General features: G+C 72.7%; 16 protein-coding genes and 1 rRNA gene. 9 read left to right on the top strand and 8 right to left on the bottom strand.

The annotated features are described in order from the left end of the window. Positions 1 to 21: 21 nt before the first annotated feature. The 3 genes from mptB to LV78_RS36260 all read right to left on the bottom strand — a co-directional run bounded on the left by mptB (position 22) and on the right by LV78_RS36260 (position 3,176). Positions 22 to 1,626 carry a polyprenol phosphomannose-dependent alpha 1,6 mannosyltransferase MptB gene (gene mptB / locus LV78_RS36270; RefSeq protein WP_253850627.1) on the bottom strand — a complete coding sequence of 535 codons (1,605 nt, stop codon included), beginning with the start codon at positions 1,624 to 1,626 and terminating at the stop codon, positions 22 to 24. Positions 1,627 to 1,690: 64 nt separating this feature from the next. Further along, entirely contained in the window at positions 1,691 to 2,272 is a 582-nt protein-coding gene (locus LV78_RS36265; protein ID WP_253850626.1) for a TetR/AcrR family transcriptional regulator, read from the bottom strand. 10 nt (positions 2,273 to 2,282) lie between these two features. Next, a complete protein-coding gene (locus LV78_RS36260; protein WP_253850625.1) occupies positions 2,283 to 3,176 on the bottom strand; it encodes an SDR family NAD(P)-dependent oxidoreductase in 894 nt (297 codons plus the stop codon). Between the two features lie 530 nt (positions 3,177 to 3,706). On the opposite strand from LV78_RS36260, the gene LV78_RS36255 reads away from it, so the two are divergent. The 8 genes from LV78_RS36255 to LV78_RS36220 all read left to right on the top strand — a co-directional run bounded on the left by LV78_RS36255 (position 3,707) and on the right by LV78_RS36220 (position 10,349). Next, a complete protein-coding gene (locus tag LV78_RS36255; RefSeq protein ID WP_253850624.1) occupies positions 3,707 to 4,423 on the top strand; it encodes a helix-turn-helix transcriptional regulator in 717 nt (238 codons plus the stop codon). Then, positions 4,420 to 5,865 (top strand): Fe-S cluster assembly protein SufB, encoded by a 1,446-nt coding sequence (gene sufB, locus LV78_RS36250; protein WP_015803861.1) that lies wholly within the window; start codon positions 4,420 to 4,422, stop codon positions 5,863 to 5,865. The genes LV78_RS36255 and sufB overlap by 4 nt, the downstream gene beginning before the upstream one ends. Position 5,866: 1 nt before the next feature. Continuing rightward, positions 5,867 to 7,039, top strand: a complete 1,173-nt coding sequence (gene sufD, locus LV78_RS36245) for a Fe-S cluster assembly protein SufD (protein ID WP_015803860.1) — start codon at positions 5,867 to 5,869, stop codon at positions 7,037 to 7,039. Continuing rightward, complete coding sequence (locus LV78_RS36240) at positions 7,036 to 7,362, top strand: Rieske (2Fe-2S) protein (RefSeq protein ID WP_015803859.1); 327 nt, start codon at positions 7,036 to 7,038, stop codon at positions 7,360 to 7,362. Before sufD ends, LV78_RS36240 begins: the two co-directional genes overlap by 4 nt. 37 nt (positions 7,363 to 7,399) lie before the next feature. Continuing rightward, the gene (gene sufC / locus LV78_RS36235) at positions 7,400 to 8,173 is read left to right on the top strand and encodes a Fe-S cluster assembly ATPase SufC (RefSeq protein WP_015803858.1); all 774 of its coding nucleotides are present in this window, start codon (positions 7,400 to 7,402) and stop codon (positions 8,171 to 8,173) included. Between the two features lie 63 nt (positions 8,174 to 8,236). After that, positions 8,237 to 9,514, top strand: a complete 1,278-nt coding sequence (locus tag LV78_RS36230; protein ID WP_253850623.1) for a cysteine desulfurase — start codon at positions 8,237 to 8,239, stop codon at positions 9,512 to 9,514. Next, positions 9,514 to 9,957 carry a Fe-S cluster assembly sulfur transfer protein SufU gene (gene sufU / locus LV78_RS36225; protein WP_253850622.1) on the top strand — a complete coding sequence of 148 codons (444 nt, stop codon included), beginning with the start codon at positions 9,514 to 9,516 and terminating at the stop codon, positions 9,955 to 9,957. The genes LV78_RS36230 and sufU overlap by 1 nt, the downstream gene beginning before the upstream one ends. A gap of 38 nt (positions 9,958 to 9,995) precedes the next feature. Next, positions 9,996 to 10,349 carry a metal-sulfur cluster assembly factor gene (locus LV78_RS36220; RefSeq protein ID WP_253850724.1) on the top strand — a complete coding sequence of 118 codons (354 nt, stop codon included), beginning with the start codon at positions 9,996 to 9,998 and terminating at the stop codon, positions 10,347 to 10,349. Positions 10,350 to 10,481: 132 nt separating this feature from the next. Here the strand turns inward: LV78_RS36220 and LV78_RS36215 are convergent, their stop codons facing one another. The 5 genes from LV78_RS36215 to LV78_RS36195 all read right to left on the bottom strand — a co-directional run bounded on the left by LV78_RS36215 (position 10,482) and on the right by LV78_RS36195 (position 16,791). Further along, positions 10,482 to 10,895 (bottom strand): CBS domain-containing protein, encoded by a 414-nt coding sequence (locus tag LV78_RS36215; protein ID WP_253850621.1) that lies wholly within the window; start codon positions 10,893 to 10,895, stop codon positions 10,482 to 10,484. Positions 10,896 to 10,966: 71 nt separating this feature from the next. Beyond that, positions 10,967 to 12,088 (bottom strand): carboxylate-amine ligase, encoded by a 1,122-nt coding sequence (locus LV78_RS36210; RefSeq protein ID WP_253850620.1) that lies wholly within the window; start codon positions 12,086 to 12,088, stop codon positions 10,967 to 10,969. Positions 12,089 to 12,420: 332 nt separating this feature from the next. Then, positions 12,421 to 14,118: an EAL domain-containing protein gene (locus tag LV78_RS36205; protein WP_253850619.1), complete on the bottom strand. Its 1,698-nt coding sequence runs from the start codon at positions 14,116 to 14,118 to the stop codon at positions 12,421 to 12,423. A gap of 42 nt (positions 14,119 to 14,160) precedes the next feature. Further along, entirely contained in the window at positions 14,161 to 15,240 is a 1,080-nt protein-coding gene (locus tag LV78_RS36200) for a lycopene cyclase family protein (RefSeq protein ID WP_253850618.1), read from the bottom strand. Beyond that, the gene (locus tag LV78_RS36195) at positions 15,241 to 16,791 is read right to left on the bottom strand and encodes an MASE1 domain-containing protein (RefSeq protein ID WP_308208795.1); all 1,551 of its coding nucleotides are present in this window, start codon (positions 16,789 to 16,791) and stop codon (positions 15,241 to 15,243) included. 336 nt (positions 16,792 to 17,127) lie between these two features. Here LV78_RS36195 and LV78_RS36190 point away from each other — a divergent pair. Then, positions 17,128 to 17,289: ribosomal RNA gene (locus tag LV78_RS36190) — 16S ribosomal RNA — on the top strand; the annotation flags it as partial.

The raw sequence follows: 17,289 nt of genomic DNA, 5'->3' as shown, positions 1-17,289 counted from the left end.
GGTCGGGGACTCACGGTCGAGCTACGCGGCGCCGGGCAGCGGATCGCGCTTGATCAGCGGTCCGACGTGCTTGCGCGCCACGAACAGGCACAGCGCGAACACCAGCACCGCTCCCAGCACCGCCTGCGGCAGCACGTACGCGCGCCCGTCGAACGCGGCCCCGGTCGGCGGCAGCACCACCGCGATGATCGCGCTGCCCGCCGTCGCCACCAGCCGGAACCGCTTGGCCAGCACCGCCGTCGCCAGCGGCAGCGCCGCCCACAGCAGGTACCAGGGCTGGAGCACCGGCCCGAGCACCAGCACCGCGCCGAGGCCCGCGCCGAGCCCGTTGACCGCCTTGATCCGGCCCCGGAACGCCTTCCACAGCAGCGAGCCGACGATCACCACGTACACGCCCTGCCCGATCAGCCTGGCGAGCGCGATCGTCGAGTCGGTGTGGTTGCCCAGGCCCAGCAGCAGCCCCAGCCCGCCGCCGAGGAAGCCCACCGCGGTCGGCGGCGACATCCAGCTCTTCACCGTGCCCGCCGTGTTCAGCGTCTCGGTCCAGCCGAACCCGAGCCCGGTGCCGAAGCAGGTCGCCACGGTCACCACCACGGCCACCGCCAGCATGAACACCGCCACCGACAGCAGGTCCCGCAGCCGACCGCCGCGCCTGCGGGCCACGATGATGCCGAGGAAGCCCAGCGCCAGCGCGGCCGGGAGCTTCACCATCGCGCCCAGCGTGATCAGGGCCGCGCCGAGCGCCACCCACAGCAGCTCGTCGCGGGTGAGCGGGTCGCCGGGGTTGTGCACCGGCAGGCGGCGCAGCGCCACCTCGATGCCCACCAGCATCAGGCCGATCGCCAGCGCCTCGTTGTGCACGCCCACGACCAGGTGGAACAGCACCAGCGGGTTGGCCGCGCCCAGCCACAGCGCGCTCACCTCGGGCACGCCGAACCGCACCGCCAGGCGCGGCAGCGCCCACACGATCATGGCCAGGCCGACCAGGGCCAGCATCCGGTGCAGGAACACGCCGGGCAGCACGTGGTCGCCGGTCACCGCCGAGATGACCCGGCCCAGCGCCAGGAACAGCGGCCCGTACGGGGCGGGGGTCTCGCGCCAGATGGTCGGCACGTTCTGGGTGAGCACGTTGTCCACGCCCAGCGCCGTGGCCGGTCCCAGCTCGTACGGGTCCTGGCCGTTGGCGGCGATCTGGCTCTGCGCGAGGTAGCTGTAGACGTCGCGGCTGAACATGGGCAGCACGAAGACCAGCGGCGTGATCCACATCATCAGCGTGCGGTCCATCTGGCTGCGCGAGACCAGCCGGGGACGGCCGGGGCGGGCGAAACGGCCGAGCCACAGCCAGGCCGAGACGATCATGAAGATGCCGGTCCAGGCCACCGCCAGCGTCGCGCTGGGCATCCGGGCGAACAGCCCGAGCACCGGGGTGCCCGGCAGCGGGCTCAGCACCGGCGCGGCGCCCGCGCCCAGCGACCCGACCGCGAGCAGCAGCGCGCCGACCGTGCCCCACCGCCGCACGATGTCCAACTGCCTGCGCTCGACGGCCTCCAGCGGAGCCGCCTCGCCGATCCCGTCGCGGTCACCGAGCACCGCGCCGCTGATCACCCGCTCTGCACCCGTCCCCACGTGCGCAGGGTAGCGACTGCGAGGTGGCGACCACGCACGACGGTCGCGCACCGCGAGGGGCCGCTCAGGCCGCCGGGGGAGCCGCGCGCAGTCCGCCGAGCAGCAGGTCCAGGTAGCGGTGCGCGGTCGCCACCCGCTGCTCCCGCGTGCCGCCCGCCAACCCCACCGCGTGCGCGACGCCGCACACCAGCGGCGTCAGGTCGTCCGCCGTCAGGTCCGGCCGGACCAGCCCGGCGGCCCGCACCCGGTCGAGCACCGACCCGCCCACCGCCCACATCGACAGCTTGAGCTCGGTCGTGCGCGGCAGCGCGTCGGTGGGGGAGGAGGCGACGCCGGGCACGGCCGCGTCGGTCACCTGCACCTCCACCACCCGGCGCAGGAACACGTCGAACGCCCGCCACGGGTCGGGGTCGGCGGCGGCCCGCTCGGCGGCGGCGACCAGCTCCTCCAGCCCCGGCGCGGCCACCGCCTCCACCAGCGCCTCGGCGGTGGGGAAGTGCCGGTACACGGTGCCGACGCCCAGCCCCGCGCGGCGGGCGACGTCGTTGAGCTGCACCGGCGAGCCGTCGTCGATCAGCTCGCGGGCCACGCGGACGATCCGCTCCCAGTTGCGGGCGGCGTCCTTGCGCAGCGGGGTGGTCGGCACGCGGGCGAGTCTAGTCGCGCCGCTCGGCCACCAGCCGCTCGCTGAGCTGCCGCACCGAGGCCGCCACGGCGGGACTCGTCGCGGCCCGCGCGGGCCTGGCGACCCGCCCGTCGGCCCCGATCACGATCCCGGTCCGCCCGGCCAGTCCCGGATCGGTGGCCGCGACCAGGGACGACCGCGCCGCGTCGCGGGCCGACCCGGAGGTGGAGCGCGCGAAAACCCGCCCCAGCACCGGCCACAGCACCCGCAGCGCCGGGCTGACGATCCGGGGGTCGGTCATGGTCCTGGTGCTCAGGTCGGTGGACGCCCCGCCGGGATCGGCCGCGAGCACCGCGACCCCCGTCCCCTCCAGCCGCTTCGCGAGGTCGAGCGAGTAGGCGAGGTTCGCCAGCTTGGCCCGCCCGTACCGGTGGAACCCGTAGTAACTCCCGCCCGGCTCGGCCGAGTCGAACCGCCGCCCGCCCAGCGCCACCGCCGCCGAGGACACGGCGACCACCCGGCTGGGGGCGCTCGCGGTGAGCGCGGGCAGCAGCAGCTCGGTGAGCAGGTAGGGCGACAGGTGGTTGAGCACGAACGAGGCCTCGACCCCGCCGAACTCCCGCCGCTCCACGAAGAACCCGCCCACGTTGTTCACCAGCACGTCGAGGCGCCCCTCGGCGCCGAGCACCCCGGCCAACCCGCGCACCTCGGCGAGCGAGGACAGGTCGACCCGCAGGAACCGCGCCGGGACCGCGCCGCCGCCCGCCGCCCGACCCGCGGCGTCGATCCGCTCGACCGCCGCCGCGCCCCGCCCGGCGTCCCGCCCGACGACGGTGACCGCGAACCCGGCCTCGGCCAGCCCCACCGCCGTCTCCAACCCGATCCCGCCGGTGCCCGCCGTGACGACGGCACGCTTCGCGCCCATGACCCCTCCGGTTGATCGGATGAACTATCCGTTTCCGGGTCGGACGGTAGCACGATGTGGATAACTGATCCGTTTCAACGTCCGCCGGGCCGCCGGGCCGCCGGGCCGCCGCGCCACCGCGCCACCGCGCCACCGCGCCACCGCGCTGTCCGGGCCGACTGCCGCGCCCGCGCCGGGAAATCTCACCCGCGCCTGGTCATCTGCCCGCTTAGGTGCGCCGTGCCCCCGTGACCCTCGTGCCGCCGTCTCGCCCTCGCCCGGTCATCAGCCGCTGTCGCCGTCTTGCCCGTCATCGCCGCCGAGTCGATTCGCCGCCCGTCGCCCACCGCCCGTCGCCCGCCATGCCGCCCGCCGCCCGCCACACCGCCCGTCGTCCCCGCCGTTCCGCGCCCCGTCCACTCCCCGCCCCGCCTTTACGCTCACCGCCCCCACTCCCTCCCGAACCTCCAAACCCGCAGCTCACAGCCCCCTCCCCGCTCCCTCCGCCCCCCGGTTTTGCACCCTCGCCCTAAATAAGCAACACTGGTGTTGTGAAAAACGCCGGGGCCTTCCACGCCGCCGTGCCCCAGGGGCACGACGGTCGGACCCGGCACATCGTGGCCCGACTGCTGCTGGAGCAAGGACCCATCACCGCCGCCTCGGTGGCGGAGCGGGTCGGCATCAGCCAGGCCGCGGTGCGCAGGCACATCGACGCGCTGGTCGCCGACGGCGAGGCGACCGGCCGGGAGGCGCCAAGGCGCGGCCAGCGAGGTCGCGGCAGGCCCGCCAAGCTCTTCCAGCTCACCGAGCAGGGGCGCGCCCGCTTCGGGCACGCCTACGACGACCTCGCCGTGGCCGCGTTGCGGTTCCTCGCCGAACAGGGCGGGGAGGAGGCGGTACGGGCCTTCGCCGAGCGCCGGGTGCACGCACTCGTCGACCGGCACCGCCAGGCCATCGTGGAGCAGTGCGAGCCCGCCGGGCGGACCAAGGCCCTGGCCGCCGCGCTGAGCAGGGAGGGCTACGCTGCCTCGGCGCGCGCCGCCGGGGCGGGCGAGCAGCTCTGCCAGCACCTGTGCCCGGTCGCGCACGTCGCCGCGGAGTTCCCGCAGCTGTGCGAGACCGAGACGGCGGCCTTCGCCGACCTGCTCGGCACGCACGTGCAGCGGCTCGCCACCATCGCGAGGGGCGACGCCGTCTGCACCACGCACATCCCGAAGAGCAGCACCCCGAACACACCCCGCGACCCACATGGAGGGGAGCCCGCATGACTGCCGCTGCCGAGCAGCGAACCACCACGGTCCCGCTCACCCAGGAAGAGACCCTGGCGAGCATCGGGAACTACGAGTTCGGCTGGGCCGACTCGGATGTGGCAGGCGCGAGCGCCCGTCGTGGTTTGAACGAGGACGTCGTCCGGGACATCTCGGGCAAGAAGAACGAGCCCGAGTGGATGCTCGAGTACCGGCTCAAGGCGCTGCGGCTGTTCGACCGCAAGCCCATGCCGTCGTGGGGCTCCGACCTGTCGGGCATCGACTTCGACAACATCAAGTACTTCGTGCGCTCCACCGAGAAGCAGGCCGCTTCCTGGGAGGACCTGCCCGAGGAGATCAAGAACACCTACGACCGGCTCGGCATCCCCGAGGCGGAGAAGCAGCGCCTCGTCGCGGGCGTCGCCGCCCAGTACGAGTCCGAGGTGGTCTACCACCAGATCCGCGAGGACCTGGAGGAGCAGGGCGTCATCTTCCTGGACACCGACACCGGTCTCAAGGAGCACCCCGAGCTCTTCAAGGAGTACTTCGGCTCGGTCATCCCGGCCGGCGACAACAAGTTCTCCGCGCTGAACTCCGCGACCTGGTCCGGCGGCTCGTTCATCTACGTGCCCAAGGGCGTCCACGTGGACATCCCGCTCCAGGCCTACTTCCGGATCAACACCGAGAACATGGGCCAGTTCGAGCGGACGCTGATCATCGTCGACGAGGACGCCTACGTCCACTACGTCGAGGGCTGCACCGCCCCGATCTACTCCTCCGACTCGCTGCACTCCGCGGTCGTGGAGATCGTCGTGAAGAAGGGCGGTCGCTGCCGCTACACGACGATCCAGAACTGGTCGAACAACGTCTACAACCTGGTCACCAAGCGGGCCAAGGCCGAGGCGGGCGCGACCATGGAGTGGGTCGACGGCAACATCGGCTCCAAGGTCACCATGAAGTACCCGGCCGTGTACCTGATGGGCGAGCACGCCAAGGGCGAGGTCCTCTCGATCGCGTTCGCCGGCGAGGGCCAGCACCAGGACACCGGCGCGAAGATGGTCCACATGGCCCCGCACACCTCCTCGACCATCGTGTCGAAGTCGGTGGCGCGCGGCGGCGGCCGGGCCTCGTACCGCGGCCTGGTCCAGGTCAACAAGCGGGCGCACCACTCCAAGTCCACGGTCAAGTGCGACGCGCTGCTGGTCGACACGATCAGCCGCTCCGACACCTACCCGTACGTGGACGTCCGCGAGGACGACGTGGCCATGGGCCACGAGGCCACCGTCTCCAAGGTGTCCGAGGACCAGCTGTTCTACCTGATGTCGCGCGGCCTCAACGAGGACGAGGCCATGGCCATGATCGTGCGCGGGTTCGTCGAGCCCATCGCGCGCGAGCTGCCCATGGAGTACGCGCTGGAGTTGAACCGCCTGATCGAGCTTCAGATGGAAGGGGCCGTCGGCTGACATGGCCGTCACCACCGAAGAGCAGCACGGCCTGACGGCCCACTCGCACGGCGCGGGAACGCTGGTCACCTCGCGCGCCGACCACTTCACGTCCTACGACGTGGCGGCGTTCGAGGTGCCCGGCGGGCGCGAGGAGATCTGGCGCTTCACCCCGCTCAAGCGCATGGCGGGCCTGCACAGCGGGGCCGAGGCCACCGGCGCGGCCACCGTCGAGGTCGACGCGCCCGAGGCCGTCAAGGTCGAGACCGTGGGTCGCGACGACGAGCGCCTCGGCGCCGCGGGCGTCCCCGGCGACCGGGTCGCCGCCCAGGCGTGGTCCGCGTTCGCCCAGGCGACCGTGATCACCCTGCCCGGCGACACCGAGCTGGCCCCGACCACCGTGACCGTCACCGGCGCGGGCGAGGGCCAGGTCGCGTACGGCCACGTGCAGGTGCGCGCGGACAAGTTCGCCAAGGCCGTCGTGGTCCTGGACCACCGGGGCTCCGGCGCGTACGCCGACAACGTCGAGATCGTCGTCGGCGACGGCGCGGACCTCACCGTCGTCACCGTGCAGGACTGGGCCGACGACGCGGTGCACGTCTCCACGCACCACATCCGGCTCGGCCGCGACGCCAAGGTGCGGCACACCGCCGTCACCCTCGGCGGCGACCTGGTCCGGCTCACCCCCCTCGTGTCCTACGCGGACCGGGGCGGCGACGCCGAGCTGCACGGCCTGTACTTCGCCGACGCGGGCCAGCACCTGGAGCACCGGCCGTTCATCGACCACTCGGTGCCGAACTGCCGCAGCAACGTCGTCTACAAGGGCGCGCTGCAGGGCGAGGGCGCGCACACCGTGTGGATCGGCGACGTCCTGATCCGCGCGGCGGCCGAGGGCACCGACACCTACGAGCTGAACCGCAACCTGGTCCTCACCGACGGCGCCCGCGCCGACTCGGTGCCGAACCTGGAGATCGAGACCGGTGAGATCGAGGGCGCGGGCCACGCCAGCGCCACCGGCCGGTTCGACGACGAGCAGCTGTTCTACCTCCAGGCCAGGGGCATCCCCGAGGACCAGGCGCGCAGGCTGGTCGTCCGGGGCTTCTTCCACGAGATCCTGCTGAAGATCAGCGTCCCCGAGGTGCGCGAGCGCCTCGAGGCCGCGATCGAGGCGGAACTGGAAGCCGTGGGCGTGTGACCGCCGTCCGGGTGTGCTCGCTCGCCGACCTGACCGACCGCGTGCCGGTCGCGTTCCAGGTCGGCGACGAGCAGGTCCCGGTCGTGCTGGTCCGGCAGGGGGACGCCGTGCACGCGCTGCGCGACGAGTGCAGCCACGCCGCGATCTCCCTGAGCGAGGGCGAGGTGACCCGCAAGGGCATCGAGTGCTGGCTGCACGGGTCGTGCTTCGACCTGGCCACCGGCAAGCCCTCCTCGCCGCCCGCGTCCGACCCGGTCGACGTGTTCGCCGTGGAACTGCGCGGTGGTGACGTCCACGTGGACGTCACCACCACCACCAACTGACTTCGCACTGCCTCACCAGGAGAACTGAGAACAGCTCATGGCCACTCTGGAGATCAAGGACCTGCACGTCTCGGTCGTCGCCGACGAGACGACCAAGGAGATCCTCAAGGGCGTCGACCTCACCATCAACGCCGGTGAGACCCACGCCATCATGGGCCCCAACGGCTCCGGCAAGTCCACGCTGTCCTACGCCATCGCGGGCCACCCGAAGTACCAGATCACCTCGGGCACCGTCACCCTGGACGGCGAGGACGTCCTGGAGATGAGCGTCGACGAGCGCGCCCGCGCGGGCCTGTTCCTCGCCATGCAGTACCCGGTCGAGGTGCCCGGCGTCTCGATGTCGAACTTCCTGCGCAGCGCCGCCACCGCCGTGCGCGGCGAGGCCCCGAACCTGCGCCACTGGGTCAAGGAGGTCAAGGGCGCGATGTCCGAGCTGGACATCGACCCGGCCTTCGCCGAGCGCTCGGTCAACGAGGGCTTCTCCGGCGGCGAGAAGAAGCGCCACGAGATCCTCCAGCTGGGCCTGCTCCAGCCGAAGATCGCGATCCTGGACGAGACCGACTCGGGCCTCGACGTGGACGCGCTGCGCGTGGTGTCCGAGGGCGTCAACCGCTACAAGGCGTCCAACGAGGTCGGCGTCATGCTGATCACGCACTACACCCGCATCCTCAAGTACATCTCGCCCGACTTCGTGCACGTCTTCGCGGGCGGCCGGATCGTCGAGTCCGGCGGCCCCGAGCTGGCCGACCAGCTCGAGTCCGAGGGTTACGTGAAGTACACCGGCAAGCAGGAAGCCGCGAGCATCGCCTGACGTTCCACCGGGGGAGACCCCTTCACCGGGGGAGACCCCAGACCGAGAGGAGGCGTCGGAGCCGTGACCACCACCGCTGCTCCGCTGGACGTCGAAGTCGTGCGCGCGGACTTCCCGATCCTGGGCCGCACCGTGCGCGAGGGCAAGCGGCTGGTCTACCTCGACTCCGGCGCCACCTCGCAGCGCCCGAGCCAGGTCCTGGACGCCGAGCGGGCGTTCCTGGAGACCGCCAACGCCGCGGTCCACCGCGGCGCGCACCAGCTGGCCGAGGAGGCCACCGACGCCTACGAGGACGCCCGCCGCAGGATCGCGGGCTTCGTCGGCGTCGGCGTCGACGAGGTCGTGTTCACCAAGAACGCGACCGAGGGCGTCAACCTGGTCGCGTACGCCATGGGCAACGCGGCCACGGCGGGCCCGGAGGCCGAGCGCTTCCGGCTCGGCCCCGGCGACGAGATCGTCGTGACCGAGATGGAGCACCACGCCAACCTGGTGCCGTGGCAGCAGCTCGCGCTGCGCACCGGGGCCACGCTGCGCTGGCTCGGCGTCACCGACGAGGGCAGGCTCGACCTGTCGAACCTGGACGAGGTGGTGAACGAGCGCACCAAGGTGCTCGCGTTCACCCACCAGTCCAACGTGCTCGGCACGGTCAACCCGGTCGCCGCCCTCGTCGCCGCGGCGGCGCGGGTCGGCGCGCTGACCGTGCTCGACGCCTGCCAGTCCGTGCCGCACGCGCCCGTCGACTTCCGCGCCCTCGGCGTGGACTTCGCCGTCTTCAGCGGCCACAAGATGCTCGGTCCCTCGGGCGTCGGCGTCCTCTACGGCCGCCGCGCGCTCCTGGAGGCGCTGCCCCCGTTCCTCACCGGCGGCTCCATGATCGAGATGGTCGAGATGGCCCGCTCCACGTTCGCCCCGCCGCCGCAGCGGTTCGAGGCGGGCGTGCCGATGACCTCGCAGGCCGTCGCGCTCGGCGCCGCCGTCGACTACCTGAACGCGGTCGGCATGGACCGGGTCGCCGCGCACGAGCACGAACTGGTCGCCGCCGCCCTCAGCGGCCTGGCGGCCATTCCCGGCGTGCGCGTGGTCGGCCCCACCGACCTCGCCGACCGGGGCGGCGCGGTCTCGTTCGTGGTCGACGGGGTGCACGCGCACGACGTCGGCCAGGTCCTGGACAGCCTCGGCGTCGCGGTCCGCGTCGGCCACCACTGCGCGTGGCCGCTGCACCGCAGGATGAACGCCGCGGCGACCGTGCGCGCGAGCTTCTACCTCTACAACACGCAGGGCGAGGTGGACGCGCTGCTGTCCGCCGTCCGCGAGGCGCAGAAGTTCTTCGGGGTGGCGTGATGCAGCTTCAGCAGATGTACCAGGAGATCATCCTGGACCACTACAAGAACCCGCACGGCCGAGGCCTGCGGGACCCGTACGACGCCGAGTCCCACCAGATCAACCCCACCTGCGGTGACGAGGTCACGCTCAGGGTGAAGCTGGACGGGCCGCTCGTCGCCGACGTCTCCTACGACGGCCAGGGCTGCTCGATCAGCCAGGCCGCCACGTCCGTGCTCACCGACCTGGTGGTCGGCAAGCCGGTCTCCCAGGCCATGGACAAGCTCGACGCGTTCGTCGAGCTGATGCAGGGCCGGGGCCAGGTGGAGCCGGACGAGGACGTGCTGGAGGACGGCATCGCGTTCGCGGGCGTGGCGAAGTACCCGGCGCGCGTGAAGTGCGCGCTGCTGGGCTGGATGGCTTTCAAGGACGCGGTTTCCCGCAGCGAGGGAGCGAAGTCGTGACTTCATCGGAGCAGGACGTGGTGCGGGGCGTCGAGGGGATGCCGGAGCCGCCCGCGCCCAAGGCCGGGATCGCGGCGCTGGACGACGTCGAGGAGGCCATGCGCGACGTGGTCGACCCCGAGCTGGGCATCAACGTGGTCGACCTCGGCCTCGTCTACGACATCCGCGTCGACGAGAGCAACACCGCCGTGATCGACATGACGCTCACCTCGGCGGCCTGCCCGCTGACCGACGTCATCGAGGACCAGACCCGGTCCGCGCTGGTCGGCGGCGTCGGCGGCGGCATCGTGGACGACTTCCGCATCAACTGGGTGTGGATGCCGCCGTGGGGCCCGGAGAAGATCACCGACGACGGTCGCGACCAGCTGCGCGCCCTCGGCTTCACGGTCTGAGCGCACCGCTCCACGTCGAGAGGGCGGCTCCCCGGTCAGGGGGAGCCGCCCTCCTCGCGTTCGAGGCCGCCCGCCGGTCGGGCCCGCGCCCTGGTCCCGGCGTCCTGGTCCCCGCGTCCTAGTCCCTGCGCCCTAGTCGGAGTACACCCGCTCGATGAACTCGGCGAGCTGGTCGTCGTCCAGGTGCTTGGCCAGGTCGGACTCGCTGACCATGCCCACCAGGCGGTGGTTCTCCAGCACCGGGATGCGCCGGATCTGGTTGACCTCCATCGTCTCCAGCACGTCGGTGATGTCGGTGTCCGCGTCGACCCAGTGCAGGTTCCGCGCGAGCTGACCGGCCCGCATGTCGGCGGGGGAGATGCCCGCCGCGACGCAGCTGATCACGATGTCCCGGTCGGTGATGATGCCCTTGAGCTTGTCGTCGCTCCCGCAGATCGGCAGCGAGCCGACCCGCATGTCCCGCATCATCACCGCCGCCTCCTCCAACGTCTGGTCGTCCTGCACGCACATCACGCCCGCGTGCATGATCTCTCGCGCGGTGGTCATGGCCGTTCCTCCCGGTGGGTGAGCCTGCGTCCGCAGGATGCGCCCCGTTCGGCCGAACCGCGCCCTGAGTCCTACGTCCGGGTGGTCAGCAGCTCCACCACGTCGGCGAACTCGCCCCGCCTGCGGTACGCCTTCCGCTGCCTGGCCGCGCCACCGCCGTCCCGCAGCACCCTGGCCACGCCCTCGACCACGAGCTCGGTGTCACCGGCCGCGTCCAGCGCCGCCCCGCACCACCGCAGCAGCCCGCCGACCTCCTCGGCGAACGGCACCGGCACCCCGCTCAGCGGGTCCACCGCCGCCCCCTCCGGCCCGTGCCGCGCCGCCTGCCACAGCGCCACCCGCAGCAGCCGGTCCGACACCCGAGGCGCCGCCTCGCCGGACAGCGCGGTCGCCGCGATCGCCCGCACCAGCGCCGCCAGCACCACGGCCTCCTCGACCGTCGCCGCCACGTCGCACACCCGCAGCTCCACGGTCGGGTGGTGCGCGGACAGCCGGACGTCCCAGTAGACCATCCCGTCGTCCAGCGCCGCCCCGCTCGTGCGCAGCAGGTGCGTGGCCAGCCGGTAGTCCTCCACCGAGTCGAACCACGGCGGCGGGCCCGCCGACGGCCACGGGTTCCACACCACGTGCCGCCAGCTCGCGTACCCGGTGTCCCTGCCCTCGTGGAACGGCGAGTTCGCGCTCAGCGCCAGCAGCACCGGCAGCCAGCGCCGCAGGTGGTTGCTGATCACCAGGCCCTCGGACGGCGACGGGATGCCCACGTGCACGTGGCACCCGCAGATGGTCAGCCCGTCCACCAGCGCCCCGTACCGCTCCATGATCCGCCGGTAGCGCGGGTGGTCGGTCAGCGGCGGCGGGTGCTCGCCGCCCAGCACCGGCGCGCCCGACGCGACCAGGCGCGCCCCGTGCGCCGCCGCCCGCCTGGCCAGCGCCGCGCGCGCCGCGAGCAGCTGCTCGCGCACCTCGGAGGCCGTGCGGCACACCGCCGTCGCGCTCTCCACCTGGTACTGCGTCATCTCGGGCTGGAGGTCGAGCCCCTGGTCGGGCGGCCCGGAGAGCACCTGCGGCCCGAGGGCCACCAGCTCCCCGGTGACCTCGTCCACCAGCAGGAACTCCTCCTCGACCCCGATGGTCAGCGCTGTCCCGGACCCGGAACGCGGAATCGGCAGCGCGGTGACGTCGACTTCGCTCACCAGAAAGACCTCCCCCGTGCGGTGGGTAGTCACCCTGATGCTAAGAGTGACTACCGGGGTTAGGGAGCGTCATTGGAGCGAAATTCACCCCTCCGCTGTCGAACACCTTTGGCGGTCCCGCCAACAGGGGTAACACCATCACGGTTAATGCGCCGGTAATCCAACTGAGGGTTGCTCGCCGGGGTCCGCCCGCCTCGCCCGTCCTGGTTCGGCCGGGCCCGTGCCGCGTCAGCCGGCGGCGTCGGTCGACGGCGTCAGCCGGCCGCGTCAACCAACGGCGTCAACCGACCGCGTCAACCGACGGCGTCAACCGACCGCGTCAACCGGCCGTGTCAGCCGACCGCGAGGTGCGGTCCGCCGCGCAGCACGTCCACCCGGTCCGTGCCCGGCCTGCCCAGCACCCAGCTCGAGCCGCTCAGCGACTTCGCCTGCCGCTTGAGCGGCGCCAGCAGCCGGGACACCTCGCGGTACGAGCCCACCGACCCGGTCGCGCACACCAGCGTCGCCAGCGACAGCGTCACCCGCAGCCCGTCGACGCCGAACTCCGAGTCCAGCACCCCCGCCCCGAACCCGACCAGCTCGTCCAGCCCCGCCACCAGCAGGAAGTCGTCCCCGCCCACGTGCCCGACGCGCACCGTGGGCAGCCCGGCCGCCCCCTCGGCCAGCCGCCTGCCCACCGCCCGGATCAGGTCGTCGCCCGCCGCGAACCCGGCCCGGTCGTTCACGCCCTTGAACGAGTCCACGTCCAGCCAGCCCACGGCGAACACCTCACCGGCCAGCACCCGCCGCTCCACCTCGCGCGCGATCGACTCGCTGCCGGGCAACCGGGTCAGCGGGTTCATCGACGCCGCCTGCTCCACCTTCAGCTCGGCGACCCCGCGCACCACGTCCGCCACCCGCACCACGCCGAGGCACTTGTCGTCCTCGTCCACCACGACCAGGTCGTCGTTCGCCCGCTCCCGGTCCCCGTGGGTGACGACCTCCAGCAGCTCCATCGCGCTGAACCGCGCTCCCACCGCCCTCGGCCGGTCCGCCAGCCGCGACGCCTCCCGGTTGGCGTGCAGGGCGTGCCCGAACGGCCCGGTCACCGCCAGCAGGAACCGGTTGCGCTCCAACGTCCACGACGGCCTGCCGCGCTCGTCCACCAGCACCACGCCGGTCACCGAGGGCTGCGCGGCCAGCACCTCCCTGACCTCCTCGGCGGTCGCCGACTCGGGCAAGGTGGTCGCCGGGTGCAGGAAGTCGGTCACGCTCGGCCCGGCCAGCCGCAGGTTCGGCGTCGTGCGCGCCACCGCGTCCGGGTCCGAGGGCTCGGCGAGCGCGGTCGGGATCGTCGCGGCCACGTCCGGCCGCCGCCGCGCGGGCGCCAGCAGGTCGCCCTGCGCCATCCGCACCCCGGCCCGCCGCAGCGCGGCCAGCTGCGCCTCGGTCTCCACGCCCTCGGCCACCAGCACCGAGCCGGTCTGCTCGCACACGCCCAGCAGCGCGGTCAGCAGCGCCGAGCGGCCCGCGTCGTCGGGCAGGCCGACGACGATGCCCCGGTCCAGCTTGAGCTGGTCCGGGGCCACGTCGGTGAGCAGCGCGAGCGGCACGTCGCCGTCGCCCACCCCGTCCAGCGCCACCCGCACGCCCGCGTCGCGCAGCCACCGCACGCCCCCCAGCAGCGCCTTGCGCGGGGTGCGCGTGTACGGCACGCCCAGCTCGACCACCAGGCGGTCGGGGGAGCGGCCGACCTCGTGCAGCGCGCGCAGCAGCGGCTCCAGCTTCTCCGGTTGCTCCGCGACGGTCATCGACATGAGGTTGACGTGCAGCGGCAGCCCGAACTCGTGCTCGGCCGCGTGCCGGATCGCCCGGCACGCGAGCGCGACGTCCGCGTCCACCAGGTAACCGGCGCGGAACGCCGCCTGGAGCAGGTCGAGCACGCTGCCGTCGTGCGGGCGGGCCAGCGCCTCGACCGCGACGACCCCGCCGGTGTTCAGGTTGAACAGGGGCTGGAAGGCGAATCGGACATCGTCCAGCAGGGCAGGCACGCCCCCGATACTCCCCCTACGCGCGGCGTTTGCCGAGTGGGTTCACCCGCTGTTCAGCAAGCTTTGGCCGAAGAACACCGAACCCGCCAGCGAGGCCCGCACCCGCCAGGGCGACGACCGGAACAAGATCAACATTGTTGAGGTGAGTCCGCGCAGGTCATCGCGGTGCGAGAGGTACTCCCGCTGGTTCTCCACCGGCAATTGGAAAAACCGGTGAAAGAATTCCGGGATTTCGCGCGGGGCGAGCGACAGCAACGCGGTGAGACCGCGCAGTCGCAGCGCGTGAACCATTCGCGCCTCCTGCGTCCACAGCACCTCCGGCCCCCCGCCCGCCGCGAGCGCGTCCGCGACCACCGGCGCCAGCCGCAGCGCGGTGGCCACCCCGTACCCCGTCGCCGGGTGCACCAGACCGCCGCCCGCGCCGAACCCGTCCTCGGCCTTCGGCGCGTCCAGCGGGATGCGCACCCGCTCCTCGGCGGACGGCGTCCGGACGCCGTGCGCGTCCAACCGCGACCGCAACCGCAGCCGCAGCTCCGCCAGCGGCAGACCGGGCGCGCGGGCGAGGGAGGTCTCCTCCAGCAGCACCCGGTCCGGGCCCAGCGGGACCGCGTAGAGGAACGTGGGGTCGCCGGTGGTGGCCGACGGCGGGCGCCGCCAGTCCATGATCACCGCCTCGCCGGGCGCGACGAACGGCTCCGCCTCGGCCTGGCTCACCACCACGCCCACCGCGGTCTGCGCCGCCCGGCCACCGCGCGACCCGGTCGCGTCCACGACCCGCCGGGCCCGCAGCACCCGGCCGTCCGCCAGGCGCACCCGACCCTCCGCGCGCGCGATCACGCGCGCGCGGAGCACCTCGACCTCAGGGGGGAGCTCCCACAGGCGGGCGTTGTCCAGGACCGAGTACTCGCGCTCCAGCACGTGCTCGGAAGTGGAGAACGCCCGCGCGCGCGAGCGCGTCACGACCGGCGTGCCCTCGGGCAGCTCGTCCGACCAGGCCGCGTACGTCGCCCGCCACGGCCGCTCCGGGCGGGGGTCCACCAGCGACACCTCAAGCCCTCGTCGCACGGCCGAGGCCGCCAACGCCCGACCGGCCGGACCACCACCAACCACCAGGAGGTCCACTTACCGACCGTCCTGACCGGGGCGACCCGCGTGGTCGGGGCGACCCGCGTGGTCGGGCGGGGTGGTCTCGCCGGGGGGACTGGGGGGATCGGCTTCGCCGGGGTGCCCCGTCGCGTCGGGGCCGTTCGTCGCACCTGGGGAGTCCGCTCCGCCGGTCCTGTCCGCCCGGCCTGCCGCCAGGTCCGCCTGCCGGGGGCCAGGCGCCTGCCTAGGTGCGGGCGCTCGCCCCGACCGGTCCGCCGTGCCGGGGCCTCCGGCTTCGCCGGGTCCGCTCGCGTCGCGGTGGCCGCCCGCTGCACCAGTCCCGCCCGCTTCGCCGGGCCCACTCGCGTCGCGGGGGCCGCCCACCGCACCAGTCCCGCCCGCTTCAGCGGATCGTCCTGTCCGACCGGGTGGGCCGACCTGCTCGGGCAGACCTGTCCCGCCGCTGCCCGCGCTCCGCGAGCTACTGGTGCTCCCGATGCTCCCGCCCGCCAAGCCCGTCCGGCCGGTCTGGCTGCTCGTGCCGCCCCCGCCGTTCTTGCCGCCCCGGCCGCCAGGACGGCTCCGGCCGTCCCGCCGCTCGTCCGCGATCCCGCCACCCAGCCGGAGTGGCTGGTAGCTCGACACCACCGCGCTCAACTGCTCCACCGTCCGCTCGATCGCCACCCGGCCCGCGTCCCGCTCGGCGATCACCGCCGCCAGCACCAGACCGGTCAGCGCCACCGTCCCGTTGTAGGCCTGCAACCCCAGCATGTTCTGCTGGGCGTTCTCCAGCCCGGCGAACGGACCCGCGCTCAGCACCGCCGCGCGCGAGGCGAACACCGTGGCGATCAGCGCGCACGGCGCCGCCCCCCGGTGCTGGAAGCGCAACGCCCCCCAGATCAGCAAGGGGAAGATCAGGAACATCAGTCTGGCCTTGGTCCCCGAGGTGACCATCATCAGCCCCGTCGTGCTCACGATCAGGGCGCTCGCCTCCAGCGCGCGGCGCGCGGTCGTGGCCCGCCAGCGCTCGCCGAGCGGTCCGAGCTCGCGCATCGCCAGGCCGAACGGGACCAGCACCAGCACGCCCATCGCCTCACCGGTCCACCACACCGCCCAGGTGGGCAGCCACTCGGCGGGCGTGATCACCCCCGCGAGCAGCAGCGAGCCGCTGCCGAGCAGGGAACCGGGGAGCATCCCGGCGAACGCGCCGACGAACACCAGCGCGAGCGCGTCGCGCGTGCGGTCGAGCTCCAGTTGCAGGTCCGCGCGGCGGAGCAGGTAGTAGGCGAGGACGGGACCGCCGGTGCCGACCGCGCACACCACGAGGTTCCACCACGTCAGCGGGGCGTCGGTCAGGTTCACCAGGAGGGAGCCCAGCGCGATGCCGGGCCACAGGCGGGGACCGCCGGTCAGGAGTGCGAGCACCGCCACACCCGTGGGTGGCCACATGGGGGTGACGGGCGCCGCAGTCACCTCTTGGAGCCCGCCGAGGCGCGCTCCGAGGTAGTACACGACCGCTAGCAGGGATAACTGGGCGGCGTACCCGCCCCATCGGTGCGCGCGGCGCGCGCGGGGGTTCGGTGACACCCGGACAGCATCCCGCGCCCGCAGCCCGTCCACCAGCGACAACGGCGGATCGGACCCCCCGATTTCACTTCTGCGGAGGACTTGTGTAATGTTCTCTCTGCCAGCGCGGAACGGGCCGGGAAACACCGGAACGGAGCGGGGCGAAAAACTTGAAACACCAGCCCCGGATCGGGTCGCGGATCAACGCGGACTTGAGATGGTGTGCGCGTGTTCTTTGAGAACTCAACAGCGTGCCGAATGGCCAGTAAATTATGATCCTCGTCAAGAGGATTCCTTTGAGATTGTTACTGGACAACTGACATTTTGTCAGTGTTGTCCGAGCGATCAACTCATTCATTATTGGAGAGTTTGATCCTGGCTCAGGACGAACGCTGGCGGCGTGCTTAACACATGCAAGTCGAGCGGTAAGGCCCTTCGGGGTACACGAGCGGCGAACGGGTGAGTAACACGTGGGTAACCTGCCCTGTACTCTGGGATAAGCCTGGGAAACTAGGTCTA

It is taken from the genome of Actinosynnema pretiosum, assembly GCF_024171695.1.
GTDB classification, from domain to species: domain Bacteria; phylum Actinomycetota; class Actinomycetes; order Mycobacteriales; family Pseudonocardiaceae; genus Actinosynnema; species Actinosynnema pretiosum.
This window is presented reverse-complemented; position numbering and strand designations above follow the sequence as displayed.

Coding starts and splice junctions, on each gene's coding strand:
- LV78_RS36260 (WP_253850625.1), bottom strand. CDS start 3,176: ATGGGCGCGAAGCGTGCCGTCGTCACGGCGGGCACCGGCGGGATCGGG.
- sufB (WP_015803861.1), top strand. CDS start 4,420: ATGACTGCCGCTGCCGAGCAGCGAACCACCACGGTCCCGCTCACCCAG.
- sufD (WP_015803860.1), top strand. CDS start 5,867: ATGGCCGTCACCACCGAAGAGCAGCACGGCCTGACGGCCCACTCGCAC.
- sufC (WP_015803858.1), top strand. CDS start 7,400: ATGGCCACTCTGGAGATCAAGGACCTGCACGTCTCGGTCGTCGCCGAC.
- sufU (WP_253850622.1), top strand. CDS start 9,514: ATGCAGCTTCAGCAGATGTACCAGGAGATCATCCTGGACCACTACAAG.
- LV78_RS36220 (WP_253850724.1), top strand. CDS start 9,996: ATGCCGGAGCCGCCCGCGCCCAAGGCCGGGATCGCGGCGCTGGACGAC.
- LV78_RS36215 (WP_253850621.1), bottom strand. CDS start 10,895: ATGACCACCGCGCGAGAGATCATGCACGCGGGCGTGATGTGCGTGCAG.